This is a genomic window from Streptomyces sp. NPDC026672 (assembly GCF_040638185.1).
In the GTDB taxonomy this organism is placed as follows: Bacteria; Actinomycetota; Actinomycetes; order Streptomycetales; family Streptomycetaceae; genus Streptomyces.
Window position 1 is genome coordinate 17,022 of the sequence record NZ_JBEZXS010000009.1, and the last position, 13,030, is coordinate 30,051.

9 protein-coding genes are annotated in these 13,030 nt (G+C 71.8%); all 9 read left to right on the forward strand.

Annotated elements, in window-relative coordinates; genetic code table 11:
- The first annotated feature begins 208 nt into the window (after positions 1-208).
- On the forward strand, positions 209-1,000 hold the full coding sequence (locus tag AB0F77_RS12645) for a serine protease (protein ID WP_361945902.1): 792 nt from the start codon (positions 209-211) through the stop codon (positions 998-1,000).
- Positions 1,001-1,208: 208 nt separating this feature from the next.
- Positions 1,209-1,862, forward strand: coding sequence for a LysE family translocator (locus AB0F77_RS12650; RefSeq protein ID WP_361945905.1), 654 nt, complete (start codon positions 1,209-1,211; stop codon positions 1,860-1,862).
- 289 nt (positions 1,863-2,151) lie between these two features.
- On the forward strand, positions 2,152-3,312 hold the full coding sequence (locus tag AB0F77_RS12655; RefSeq protein WP_361945908.1) for a magnesium and cobalt transport protein CorA: 1,161 nt from the start codon (positions 2,152-2,154) through the stop codon (positions 3,310-3,312).
- Positions 3,313-3,501: 189 nt separating this feature from the next.
- The gene (locus AB0F77_RS12660) at positions 3,502-4,770 is read left to right on the forward strand and encodes a bifunctional GNAT family N-acetyltransferase/ATP-binding protein (RefSeq protein WP_361945911.1); all 1,269 of its coding nucleotides are present in this window, start codon (positions 3,502-3,504) and stop codon (positions 4,768-4,770) included.
- Between the two features lie 786 nt (positions 4,771-5,556).
- Positions 5,557-6,237, forward strand: coding sequence for a hypothetical protein (locus AB0F77_RS12665; RefSeq protein ID WP_361945914.1), 681 nt, complete (start codon positions 5,557-5,559; stop codon positions 6,235-6,237).
- Between the two features lie 2 nt (positions 6,238-6,239).
- Positions 6,240-7,271 carry a phosphate ABC transporter permease subunit PstC gene (pstC, locus tag AB0F77_RS12670; RefSeq protein WP_361945917.1) on the forward strand — a complete coding sequence of 344 codons (1,032 nt, stop codon included), beginning with the start codon at positions 6,240-6,242 and terminating at the stop codon, positions 7,269-7,271.
- A gap of 2 nt (positions 7,272-7,273) precedes the next feature.
- Complete coding sequence (gene pstA / locus AB0F77_RS12675; RefSeq protein WP_361945919.1) at positions 7,274-8,518, forward strand: phosphate ABC transporter permease PstA; 1,245 nt, start codon at positions 7,274-7,276, stop codon at positions 8,516-8,518.
- A gap of 54 nt (positions 8,519-8,572) precedes the next feature.
- Complete coding sequence (locus AB0F77_RS12680) at positions 8,573-10,348, forward strand: phosphate ABC transporter substrate-binding protein PstS (RefSeq protein ID WP_361945922.1); 1,776 nt, start codon at positions 8,573-8,575, stop codon at positions 10,346-10,348.
- Positions 10,345-12,975: a hypothetical protein gene (locus AB0F77_RS12685; RefSeq protein ID WP_361945925.1), complete on the forward strand. Its 2,631-nt coding sequence runs from the start codon at positions 10,345-10,347 to the stop codon at positions 12,973-12,975. The genes AB0F77_RS12680 and AB0F77_RS12685 overlap by 4 nt, the downstream gene beginning before the upstream one ends.
- The last annotated feature ends 55 nt before the right edge of the window (positions 12,976-13,030 follow it).

Below are 13,030 nucleotides of genomic sequence, written 5' to 3' on the forward strand. Positions count from 1 at the left end.
GTTTTCCCTGCCCTACTCCCTTAGGGGGTTCCCTCATTGGGAGCGGGGGGCGGAGCCACCTAGCGTATGGGCGTGCCGCTCGCCCGGGCACACGGAGGCCGGTCCCTCCCCGCGTCCTCGGCTCCGTCCGAGTGGGGCGGGAGCCCAAGGTCCCCGTGCTCGACCCCCCACCCGCGCGACCCCCCACCGGTACCCACTGAGGAGACGCATGTTCGGGCTCACTCGTGCCAGAAAGACCGCCGCCACCGTCGTGGCCACCGTCGCCGCCGCCGCTGCCGCGCTCGTCGCCGCCCCCTCGGCGATCGCCGCCCCGCAGCCCATCGTCGGCGGCACGACGACCACCACGACCACGTACCCGTTCGTCATGCAGATCACGGACGCGTCCCAGCGACAGTTCTGCGGCGGCACCCTGGTGACGCCCACGAAGGTCGTGACGGCGGCGCACTGCATGGTCGGCGAGACCACCGGCAGCGTCCGGGTGGTCGGTGGCCGCACCCTGCTCAACGGCACCAACGGCACGGTCAGCCGGGTCAGCCGCATCTGGATCAACCCGAGCTACACGGACGCCACCAACGGAGACGACGTGGCCGTCCTCACGCTGTCGACGGCGATGCCGTACACGACGGCGTCCTACGTCTCCTCCTCCCAGACGAGTGTGTACGCGGCCGGCACCACGGCCCGCGTCCTCGGCTGGGGCACCACGTCCGAGAACGGCAGCTCCTCCAACCAGCTGCGGACCGCGACCGTCCCGATCGTGTCCGACTCCAGCTGCCGCAGCTCGTACGGTTCGGACTACGTCCAGTCCGACATGGTCTGCGCCGGATTCGCGTCCGGTGGCGTCGACACCTGCCAGGGCGACAGCGGCGGTCCCCTGCTCATCGGGGGCGTCCTGGCAGGGATCACTTCCTGGGGTGAAGGATGCGCGGAGGCCGGTTTCCCGGGTGTGTACACCCGGCTGACCACCTTCTCGAACCTGGTGACCGCACAGGTCAACTCCTGACCCCAGCAGCCTCCTGAGGACCCCTCGGGAAGAGCCAGGGGGGCGTTGCGAGCCACCACGAGCGGCCCGCAACGCCCCCCTGTCCATGTGCCCGGCGGTGTCCCGGTGCTGAACGGTGTCCCGGTGCTGAACGGTGGCCCTGTGCTGATCGGTGGCCCTGTGCTAGGACGGTCGGCACAGGGAACGGGTGTGGAGGGGGGTGACGGCGATGGTCCCCACGGAGCGGCTGCTCGGCTTCGCCGTGATGTCGTTGCTGGTCATCGTGGTCCCGGGGCCGAGCGTGCTGTTCGTGATCGGGCGCGCGCTGGCCCATGGTCGGCGTACGGCGGTGGCGACCGCGGTCGGCAACGTGTTCGGGTCGTATCTGCTGGTGGTCGCGGTCGCGGTGGGCGTCGGTTCGCTGGTCGAGCGGTCGGAGACCGTGTACCTGGCGGTGAAGCTGGCCGGCGCCGCGTATCTGGTGTACCTGGGCGTACGGGCGTTCCGGCACCGCAAGGAGCTGCGCGTGCCGACGGCCGGGGCGGCCGGGGCGGCCCTCGCCCCCGCTCCGCGCGGTGATCTGCGGACCGTGCTGGACGGCGCGCTGGTCGGGGTGACCAATCCGAAGGGCGTGGTGTTCTTCGCCGCGGTGCTCCCCCAGTTCGTCGACCACGGGGCCGGGCACGTGGTCGCGCAGATGCTGCTGCTCGGGCTGGTGCCCATCTCCATCGGCCTGGTCACGGACACCCTGTGGGGGCTGACCGCGTCGGCGGCCCGCACCTGGTTCGCCCGCTCGGACCGCCGCCTGTCGCTGATCGGCGGGGCGGGCGGATTCACGATGGTGGGTCTGGGCCTGACGGTGGCGGTGACGGGGCGGGACTGAGAGGGGCCCTGGGTTTCCCGGCCGGCAAGCCTGGATTTCCCGGCCGACGGGCGGGACCGGGACAGGGGCGCCAGGGTTTTCACGGCCACCGGGGCGGGACCGAGGCGGGCGCCCGGGCCTCCCGACCGTCCGCACCCCCGTACTGGGCCCGCACCCCCGTACCTGGCCCCGCACCCCCCGCACCCCCGTACCTGGCCCCGGGCCCCGTACCGGGCCCGAAAGCCCCGCACATCCCCCGTATATCCTGCTCGGAGATCACGCAGCACGCCCGACCGAGAGGCAGCACGCGATGCCCCAGCGACGCGACCGCCCCGCCTCCAGGAAACCCCGCAGGTCCGTGTGGCGCAGGACGCAGCCCCCGGCCCAGCCGCCCGCGGCCGCACCGCCCGAGTCGGCCGCCCCCGCCGCGCCGGCGGAACCGGCGGAGGTGGACAGCGTCGTACAGGCGGCCCTGTACCGCGACGGCGTACGGGTCTCCACACCGGCGACGCTCGCGGAGACGTACCGCGAACTGCGCCGGCACCCCGCCGGAATGGCGTGGATCGGGCTCGCGCGGCCGACGGAGGACGAACTCCTCTCCCTGGCGGCCGAGTTCGGCCTGCATCCGCTCGCCGTCGAGGACGCGATGGAGGCACATCAGCGGCCGAAGCTGGAACGGTACGGCGAGACGCTGTTCGTGGTGCTGCGGGCCGCCCGCTATCTGGACGCGCCCGAGGAGGTCGACTTCGGCGAACTGCACGTGTTCGTGGGCCCGGACTTCGTGATCACGGTCCGGCACGGCGCGGCACCCGATCTGTCGGCGGTGCGCACGCGGATGGAGGACAGCCCCGACCTGCTCAAACTCGGTCCGGAGGCGGTGCTGTACGCGATCCTGGACGCGGTGGTCGACGGGTACGCGCCGGTCGTCGCCGGCGTGCAGAACGACATCGACGAGATCGAGACCGAGGTGTTCCGCGGCGACCCCGAGGTCTCCCGGCGCATCTACGAACTCTCGCGGGAGATGGTCGAGTTCCAGCGCGCGACGCGTCCGCTGGTGGGGATGCTGCACAGTCTGATCGCGGGGTTCGCCAAGTACGAGACGGACGAGGAGCTCCAGCGGTACCTGCGCGACGTGGCGGACCACGTCACCCACATCAGCGAACGCGTGGACGGCTTCCGGCAGGCGCTCACGGAGATCCTGACGGTGAACGCGACGCTGGTCACGCAGCAACAGAACGCGGAGATGCGGGCGTTGGCGGAGGCGGGCTTCGAACAGAACGAGGAGATCAAGAAGATCTCCTCCTGGGCAGCCATCCTCTTCGCCCCGACCCTGGTAGGCACGATCTACGGCATGAACTTCAGCCACATGCCGGAGTTGCACTGGGGCTTCGGCTACCCCTTCGCGATCGTCCTGATGGCCGTCGTCTGCACCAGCCTGTACATCGTCTTCAAACACCGCGACTGGCTCTGAGCAGTCGAGGCGGCAGCGCGCATCCACCGGGTGGTCAACCTTGCCACCCAGGTAGAAGTCGCACAAACGGGCCGGACTGCGGCCCCTAGCGATCCGCGCCACCCGGGAGGGCTCGTGACCGTCGCCCGTCTGGCGCGTCCTGCGGGCATCGGCCGATGATGGGAGTACGGCCGAACACGGGAGCTGATCATGACGGATTGGCGGGTCAGGGACTACATCCACGACGATCTCGAAGCGCTGATCCGTGTCGACATGGAGAGCCGCACGACCGAGGAGCCGCCACTCTTCCCGCTGTCGGAGGCCGTAACCGCCCTCCAGGCCCGCCACCCGGCCGTGGTGGCCACGGCCGACGACGTGCTGATCGGCGCCGCGGTGAGCCGGGTGGAGGGCGAACGGGCATGGATCCTGCTCATCTGCATGGCGCCCGGCTGGCGGCATCGCGGGCTGGGCAGTGCCCTGATCACCGCCCTTGAGCAACGGCTCTTCGCCGATGGCGTCCGGGCGGTGCACGCCGCCCTGCCCGAAGGAGAGACCGGTGCCACCGCTCTGCGCAACTGCGACTTCGGTGCCCGCCCCGGCCTGGTCTTCTTCGAGAAGAACGGACCGGTGACCCCACAGTCGGCCGGCACACTGTCCTCGCTCGGAGCGGAGCTGCCACCCGGGGGACTGTGGCAGAAGGTCGCGGGCATGCAACGGGAGAAGCGGCTCATCGAACGGCGCCTGGTCCTGCCTCTGGCCCAGCCCGAACTGGCCGCCCAGCACGGAGTCGAGCCGCCGCGGGCGGTGATGCTGTTCGGGCCGCCCGGGACCGGCAAGAGCACGTTCGCGCACGCGATCGCCAGCCGCCTGGGATGGCCCTTCCTCGAACTGTTCCCCGCCCGTCTGGCCGCCGAGTACGGCCTGGCGACCGGGCTGAGCCGGCGTTTCGACGAGATCGCCCGGCTCGCCCACGTCCTCGTCTTCATCGACGAGGTCGAGGAGATCGCCGGCGAACGCGGCGGCGCGGACGCGACCGCTGTCGGCGTCGTCAACGAACTGCTCAAGGCGATCGTCCGGTTCCGAAGCCAGGACGGACGGCTGCTCGTCTGCGCCACGAACAACGTGACCACACTCGACTCCGCGTTCCTGCGACACGGCCGCTTCGACTACGTCCTGCCGATCGGCCCTCCCGACCACACCGCCAGGACCGCGCTGTGGGAGAGCTACCTGGCCCGGGCGGGGGCGCGGGCCGACAGCGCGGTTCTTGCGTCCGCCAGCGAGGGGTTCACCCCCGCCGACATCGCTCACGCGGCGCGAACCGTCTCCCAGGCCCAGTTCGAGCGCACCTTCGACACCGGAACCCGGACCACACCCACCACCGACGACTACCTGGACACCATCCGCGGCACCAAGCCCACGGTCAGCACCGCCATGGCCCAGGCGTTCGCCCAGCAGACGGAGAAGTTCGCCCGCATCTAGCGTGCGGACGGGGAGCCGATCCGCGACGGATGTGTCAGGCGGACGTAGGTGGGCGTGTCGCCGCCCGTGTCGACGAGGATCCGCTTGGCCTCGGTGCGGAGGCACCAGCAACAGCGAGAAAACCTCCCGGTCGCCTCGGGTGACGAGGACAGTGTCCGGCAGGAGGTTGGGGGTGTCGGAGTCGGCCATGGTGTCCGCCCGCCCTCAGAGAGCAGTGCGGCCGCAGGACATGCGACCGCGGCACGAAGTGGCCCTGCCACCTCACCGCACCCCGCGGAAGCTCGCGCCCGCGCTCCTCGCGAAGGTTGACTCCGGCCCGAGAGACCGACACGGCGGCTCAGCCACGCCCTCCCCTTCAAGGGCCGCGGCGAAGCGGTCAGGTTCTCGGAGTCGGACCACACCGAAGCGACATCGGCCGCGTACCGGGCCGGAAGACCAGCAGCCTGCCTCCGGCAGAAGCTGCGGAAGCGGTTCGGTCGGCTGCACGTGGAGCGCTGCCGCGATGCGGACGAGACGGTAGAGCGGAGGCGCCTGCGTCCCGCTCTCGATGTTCGTGGCGGAGTCTCTATGGACGCCCGGGTCCCGCCGCGTCTCTCGTGGGCTCCCGGCGTGGTCGCCGGCGCCCAGGCGTCGGCGCCTCCCGTTCATTCGGCATCCGTTCGGCCTTCACTCAATTGTGGATACAGCTCGCACATAGGTCCGCGACTCTCAGTGCGCTTTGGGTGATTCTCCGCCGCGGCGGCGAAAAAGAGGCCCGTGCCTGAGAGGGAGAAGGGGGGGGTCTCCATGATTCCTTCACGATTTCTGTATGTAGTGCGAGGAGCGGGGCAGAGACCCAGGGGGGACGACCAGGCGATCGGCTGGCGGCTCGTCGGATCCAACCACCGTGAACTGGGCCGCAGCGCCGAGACGTTCGACGGCTTCGCGGAGTGCCGCGCCGCGGTGCTGCGGTTGCGCCGGCGGATAGCGGACGTCAAGGTGCTGCTCAGCGCGGCGGAGTCCGTGGGCGGCTGGAGCTGGGCCCTGGAGATGGACGACCGGACGGTCGCGGTCGCCGGGCGGCGCTACCAGCGCCAGCGGGACTGCCAGTACAACCTCGGGCAGTTCCTGAACGCGGTCCCGGTGGCCGAGCTGACCGAGCCCACGACCCACCACAGACAACGCGACACCGGCACGGTGAGCGGCGCCGGCGGCACTCGGCCGTACGGCTCCGGACGGACCCCCAGCCGCACCGAGCCCCGTCCCGCCGCACGTCCGGTCCCGGGCGCCCTCGCACGTCCGGCCCCGGGCGCCGCCGGTCACCCGGTCCCGCCCGGCATCCCCAAGCCGGCCACGGGCGCCCCCGTCCGCCCGGTCCCGCCCGGCGTCCCCGAGCCGGGGCCGGACACCGCCGCCGGTCGTCCCGCCACAGGTGACGGCGACGGGTCCGACGGCACCCGTGGCCGGACCTGGGCGGGTGCCCTGTGAGCGTGATCGCGCCCGGACCCGGGCGCCCCTCCGCTCCGGAGCCGGACACCCGCGACGACGGGGCGAGGCGGGCGCCGCGTGGGCGGATCGAGCCTGTCGACCACGTCTTCCGCGCGGTGCTCGGGACCAGCGGTGCCATCGTCCTGGTCATCATGCTGCTGGTCGGTGTCTTCCTCACCTACCGCGCCACCCAGGCACTGGGCGTGGCGAGGTTCGCGTTCCTCACCACCTCGGCCTGGGAGCCCGACTCCCGCCACTTCGGCATCGCGGCCGTCCTCACCGGCACCCTGCTCATCGGCGTGACGGCGATCCTCCTCGCCCTGCCGCTGGCGCTCGGCACCGCGCTGTACATCTCGGAGTACGCGCCGCGCAGGCTGAAGCGGACCCTGATCAGCCTGGTCGATCTGATGGCCGCCGTGCCGAGCGTGGTGTTCGGGCTGTGGGGCGCCTTCTTCCTCCAGGAGCACGTCGTCGGGCTCTCCCGCTGGATCTCCACGTACTTCTCCTGGATCCCGGTCTTCAAGGTCGACAACGCCGACCCGCACGACCCGCTTCAGGCCAACACCGTGTACACCTCGTCCACCTTCATCGCCGGCATCGTCGTCGCGCTGATGGTCACCCCCATCGCCTGCTCGGTGATGCGGGAGACCTTCTCGCAGGCGCCGGCCGGGGAGCGCGAGGGCGCCCTGGCGCTGGGCGCGACCCGCTGGGGCATGATCCGGGCGGTCGTCCTGCCGTACGGCCGGGGCGGAGTGATCGGCGGCACCATGCTGGGCCTCGGCCGCGCCCTGGGCGAGACGATCGCCGTCTACATGATCATCTCTCCGGTCTTCGACGTTCAGTGGCACGTCCTGCAGAACGGGGCCAACTCCGTCTCCGCGCTGATCGCGCTGCGCTACGGCTCCGCGAGCCAGTTCGGCATGTCGGCCCTGATGGCCGCGGGCCTCGCCCTCTTCCTCCTGACCCTAGTCGTGAACTTCGTCGCGTCCTCGATCGCCGCCCGCGGCCGGTCGGGCGCCGGAACGGAGGCCTGAGCATGACCACCGACCTCCGGAAGGAACCGGCCGGGCGGACCCCGGCCGGGCGGACCGTGCGGCCCGCCCTCGACGAGAGCCGCGACGACGCGCCCGAGGTCCGCCGCAACACCTCGACCGTGCACACCTCGGACGTGCTGGCCCTGGTGGGCGCGGCGCTCGGGTCGCTCTCGCTGACCACGCTGCTGTTCGTCTGGATCGCCCCGTTCGACGCGATCCTGGGCTTCGTCGTCCTGGCCTACCTGCTCTTCGTCGGCCTGTACGCCGTGCTGGTCTCCTTCGACGAGAACGGCGTCGCCGTGCGGGACAGGGTCGCCGCCGTCCTGTGGCAGAGCCTCGGCGTACTGCTGCTGGCCGCGCTGGTGATGGTGGTGGCGTTCACGCTGTGGCGCGGCAAGTCCTCCCTGGCGCACCTCAACTTCTTCACCGAGGACATGTCCAGCACCGGTCCGCTGCAACCGCTCAGCAAGGGCCGTGTGGTGCACGCGATCACCGGCACCCTGGAGCAGATCGCGATCTCCCTGGCGATCACCGTGCCGCTCGGACTCTCGTGCGCGGTGTTCCTCAGCGAAGTGCCCGGCCGCTACGCGCGGTTCGTGCGCACGATCGTCGAGGCGATGACGGCGCTGCCGTCCATCGTGGCCGGTCTGTTCATCTACGCCACCGTGATCCTCGTCCTCGGCGTGGACAAGTCCGGGTTCGCCGCCGCGCTCGCGCTCAGCGTGATGATGCTGCCCATCGTCATCCGCGCCTCCGACGTGGTGATCCGCCTGGTGCCGGGCTCGCTGCGCGAGGCGTCGTACGCCCTGGGCGCGAGCCGGTGGCGGACGGTGTGGACGGTGATCCTGCCCACCGCGCGCTCCGGTCTGACCACCGCCGTGATCCTGGGCACCGCCCGCGGCATCGGCGAGACCTCGCCCGTGCTGCTCACCTCCGGGATCAGCAGCGGGGTGAACGCCGACCCGTTCAGCGGCCCGCAGATCTCGTTGCCGCTGGCCACCTTCGATCTGGTGCGCTCGCCCCAGCCCGCCTACATCGCCCGCGGCTTCGGCTCCGCCGCCCTGCTGATGGCGCTCGTCCTCCTGCTGTTCGTGCTCGCCCGTGTGATCGGCGGACGCGGGCCGGGCGAGCTGACCCGCAACCAGCGGCACCGGCGTGTGCAGGCATCACGGCGCGACGCCGAACGCATGAGCGGGCGCGCCCGGTCCAGGCCCACCGCCCCCGTCCCCGCCCCGGGCTCCGAGTAGTCGCCCGACCGTCCCGGCCCCGCATCCACCACACCCGACCAGGAGTCATCTGTCATGCCCGGACCGCCTCCGGCACCCCTCGCACGTCTGAGAGTGCTCACCGCTCTCTTCCTCTTGGCCGCCCTCCTGTTCGGCGCCGAGCCCGCCACGGCCGCGACGTACGTGCCGATCTCGGGTGCCGGGTCCACCTGGAGCCAGAACGCGCTCGACCAGTGGCGGGCCAACGTCAAGCAGTACGGCATGACCGTGAACTACAACGGCACGGGCTCGTCGGACGGACGCAACCAGTTCCGCAACGGCACCGTGGACTACGGCGTCTCCGAGATCCCCTACGGCATCAAGGACTCGGGCGTCGTCGACCCGCCGCCGTCCCGCAAGTACGCCTACATGCCGATCGTGGCCGGCGGTACGTCGTTCATGTACAACCTCACCATCGGCAACAGGCGGGTGACCAACCTGCGGCTGTCCGGCGAGGTCATCGCCAAGATGTTCACCGGTCGGATCAAGCTCTGGAACGACCCCGCCATCAAGGCCGACAACCCCGCGCTGGCGAACGTGCTGCCCGCCCGCCGGGTGGTTCCGGTGGTGCGCTCCGACGGCTCCGGCACGACGGCGCAGTTCTCCGCCTGGATGGCCGACCAGTACCCCGCGCTGTGGGACGACTACTGCCGCCGGGCCGGACGCGGCACCCCCTGCGGGACGACCTCCAACTTCCCGATCGTCTCCGGCCTCGGCTTCGTCTCCCAGGCCGGCTCGAACGGCGTCTCCGGATACGTCTCCCAGGGCGGCAACGTGGGCACCATCACCTACGTCGAGTACTCGTACGCCGTCTACACGACCGGGTTCCCGGTGGCCAAGGTGCTCAACAAGAGCGGGTACTACGTCGAGCCCACCGCACGGAACGTGGCGGTGTCGCTCACACAGGCCGAGATCGAGGACGACTCCTCCTCGCCGAAGTACCTGACGCAGAAGCTCCAGAAGGTCTACGACTACAACGACCCCCGCGCCTACCCGCTGTCGAGTTACAGCTACATGATCATCCCGACCGCGCTGGAGTCGAACTTCAACGCCCAGAAGGGCAAGACCCTCGGTGCCTTCGCGTACTACTTCCTGTGCGAGGGGCAGCAGCGGGTGGACAGCCTCGGCTATTCGCCACTGCCGATCAACCTGGTGCAGGCCGGTCTGCAGCAGGTCCGCAGGATCCCCGGCGTGAACGTCGAGTCGATCAACATCAAGAACTGCCACAACCCGACGTTCTCCTCCGACGGCACCAACACCCTGGCCAAGACCGCCCCTTACCCGTCCGCCTGTGACAAGAAGGGCGCCACCCAGTGCTCGACCGGCACGGGCGGTGCCAAGGCCCCGACCGACGTCGGCGGTGGCTCGACCGGTGGCGGTTCGACCGGCGGGGGCTCGACCGGCGGCGGCACGGGCAGCGGCGGCGGTTCGACCGGCGGCGGCACCGGCGGCGGTTCGGGCGGCGGCAGCAGCTCGACCGGCGGCGGTGCCGGCGCCGGCGGGGCCAAGGACAGCGGGGGTTCCGGCGGTGCGGGCGCTGCCGGCGGCGGTGCCGGAGGCTCGGCGGCAAGCGGCGGCGCCACGATCGACCCGGACACCGGGCAGGTCGTCGGGGCGAACGGAGCCGGGGCCGGGGCCGGCGGCAGCGGCGACGGAGCCGGCGGGGACGCGTTCGCCGTGCCCGTCAACACCTCCCGGAGCATCAGCGGCGGATCGCGGATCGCGCTGATGTCCGTGGCGGGCGTCCTGCTGCTGGCGCTCACCGTAGGGCCCCCGCTGCTCACCCGCCGACTGAAGCGGGGCGCCTCGTGATCACCGCGCTGCGCCGGTTCGCCACCACGTCCCTCACCGTCGCCCTCGTCCTGCTCTCGGCGATCGGCACCGCCGTGCTCGTCTCGGCGCCCCGCCCCGCGGCGGCCGCCGACGGAGGGTCCGCGGTCACCGTCTCCGGCAAGGGCCCCTACGCGGACCTCCACCTGACGGTCAGTCAGACCCGCGACCTGGTCAACCAGGTCGTCAAGGTCTCCTGGAAGGGCGCCGCCCCGACGGTCTCCGACACCACCTACGCCGCCGACTACCTCCAGATCATGCAGTGCTGGGGGGACGCCGCCGACGGACCCGACCCGGAGCAGTGCCAGTTCGGCGGCTCCTCCGCGCTGGGCGCGGGCGCGGGCAGCCAGGCCGCCGGCGCGTACACCAACACCCGGCAGCTCACCTACGGCAACCTCGAGGACCCGGCGCAGCAGCTGCCGACGGCCTCCGACACGGGCATCTCGTACGTTCCGTTCCACTCCGTGTCCGGTGACCGGACCACAAAGGGGAACTGGAACGAGTTCTACGACTCGAACACGACCAACGAGGTCCCCTACGCCCGCACCGGCCCCGACGGCACCGGCGAGGTCTACTTCGAGACCCAGACCGGCCTGGAGGCACCCGGTCTCGGCTGCGGCGAGGTCCCCGACGGGACCTCGGGCGCGACTCAGGGGCGCAGGTGCTGGCTGGTCGTCGTGCCGCGCGGCGAGAGCGAGGTGGACGGATCCTCGTACACCGCCCAGGCCAGCGGCATGCTCCAGTCGTCGCCGCTCAGCGCGAGCAACTGGCAGCACCGTCTCGTCGTACCGCTGGGTTTTGAACCGATGGGCAACTTCTGCCCGATCGGCTCCGCCGAGCGCAGCACCCTCGGCAACGAGATGGCCTTCGAGGCCGTCATCCGCTGGCAGCCCGCCCTGTGCCAGACCGCGGGCAGGACGATCTACAGCTACGCCCAGATCACCGACGACACCGCCCGCGCCAAGCTGGTCTCCGGCCGGCCCGGTCTGGTCTTCCTCGGCCGCCCGGCCACCGGTGACCAGGTTCCTTCCGGCAAGCGGCCCGTCTACGCGCCCGTCGCCCTGTCCGGCCTGACCATCGGCTTCTTCATCGAGAGCCAGTCCGGCTTCAGCGCGCCCGACGCCGTCAGAGCCCGCGACGGATCCCGTCTGACCTCGCTCGACCTCACACCGCGGCTGGTGGCCAAGCTGCTCACCGAGTCGTACCAGGACGGCAACTCGCGCTTCGCCAAGAGCACCGAGAGCAACCCCTTCAACCTGGCCCGCGACCCCGAGTTCCTCAAGTACAACCCCGGCTACGCGGATCTCGACTTCGGTGGCGCCCTCGGCGACGTGCTCGTGCCCGAAGCGCTGTCCGACGCGGCGTGGCAGCTGTGGAACTGGGTCGAGAACGACCCGGCGGCCCGTGAGTTCCTCGACGGCACCCCCGACGACCAGGGCCGCTACGGCGATCCGGCCTTCTCCGGCATGAAGGTCAACCCGAGCTACAAGAGGATCGCCCTCCCGCGGGAGGAGTTCCCGAAGAGCGATCCCTACTGCCAGCAGTTCGAGGACCACCCCGACAGCCCGCTGTGCATCCAGGACAAGCACCCCTACGCCACCGACCTGCACACCGCCGCCCGCTCCGCGGCACGCGGCGACACGCTGGCCCGCAGCACCTGGGACGCCACCACGGCGCCCCCGGCCTACAAGAAGAACCCGGCGCAGGCCGCCGGCAAGCGGGCCGTCCTCGCGCTCACCGACACCGCGACCGCGGCGCGCTACGGCCTGGTGACGGCGCGGCTGCGGAACGCGGCCGGCCGCTTCGTGGTTCCCGACACGACCACGCTGCTCGCCGCACACGCGGCGATGAGACCGAGCGGGGTCACGGGCGTGGCCGAGCCCGACCCGGCCACGAAGTCCGCCGCCGCCTACCCGCTCACCCTCCTCACCTACGCGGCGACCGTCCCGGAGGACCTCACCGGGCAGGAGGGCCACGACTACGCGGCCCTGCTGCGGTACGCGGTGGGCGACGGACAACGGCCCGGAGTCGCGGCGGGCACCCTCCCCGAGGGCTACGCCCCGCTGCCCGCCTCCGCCCGCGCCCTGACCCTCGCCGCCGCCGACTCGATCGCCGACCGGGCCGGCACCGCGCCGTCGGGCGACGGTGGCGGGGGCACCGGGGACACCGGGGGCGGTACGGGAGGTGGCTCCGGGACCTCGGGTGAGGCGGGATCACCCGGCACGGGCGGCGGCTCCGCCGACGGCGGCGCCGGCACGGGCGCCGGATCGGGCGACGCGGGCGCCGGGGCAGGCACCGGATCGGGCAAGGGGGCGGGCGGCGCGGGCAAGGGGGCGGCGGCCGAAGGCACCGGCACCGCGTCCCCGTCCGCAGCCGCGAAGAACCCGTCCGGCAGCCCGTCCACCGCGCCCGCGGCCTCCGGCGACGCGCTGCCGAACACACCCCGGTGGGCGCTCGGCGCCGTGCGCTACGCCCTGCTGATCGCCCTGGTCACCGGCCTCGCCGGCGCGGTCTGCGGCCCCGTCCTGCCGACGGTGGTGCCGCGGCTCGCGGCCGGCCTCGCGGCCTGGCGCGCCAGGGACAAGACACCCCGCGGCCCCGGGAGGTGATGCCCGAACCCGACTGAACGACAGGTCCGCGCCAACGAACTGTCCGAAACACCGC

What these genes read in the sequence shown, in the direction of transcription:
- AB0F77_RS12660 (WP_361945911.1), top strand. Translation starts at nt 3,502, where the DNA reads ATGACGGATTGGCGGGTCAGGGACTACATCCACGACGATCTCGAAGCG.
- AB0F77_RS12680 (WP_361945922.1), top strand. Translation starts at nt 8,573, where the DNA reads ATGCCCGGACCGCCTCCGGCACCCCTCGCACGTCTGAGAGTGCTCACC.
- AB0F77_RS12645 (WP_361945902.1), top strand. Translation starts at nt 209, where the DNA reads ATGTTCGGGCTCACTCGTGCCAGAAAGACCGCCGCCACCGTCGTGGCC.
- pstA (WP_361945919.1), top strand. Translation starts at nt 7,274, where the DNA reads ATGACCACCGACCTCCGGAAGGAACCGGCCGGGCGGACCCCGGCCGGG.
- AB0F77_RS12655 (WP_361945908.1), top strand. Translation starts at nt 2,152, where the DNA reads ATGCCCCAGCGACGCGACCGCCCCGCCTCCAGGAAACCCCGCAGGTCC.
- AB0F77_RS12650 (WP_361945905.1), top strand. Translation starts at nt 1,209, where the DNA reads ATGGTCCCCACGGAGCGGCTGCTCGGCTTCGCCGTGATGTCGTTGCTG.
- AB0F77_RS12665 (WP_361945914.1), top strand. Translation starts at nt 5,557, where the DNA reads ATGATTCCTTCACGATTTCTGTATGTAGTGCGAGGAGCGGGGCAGAGA.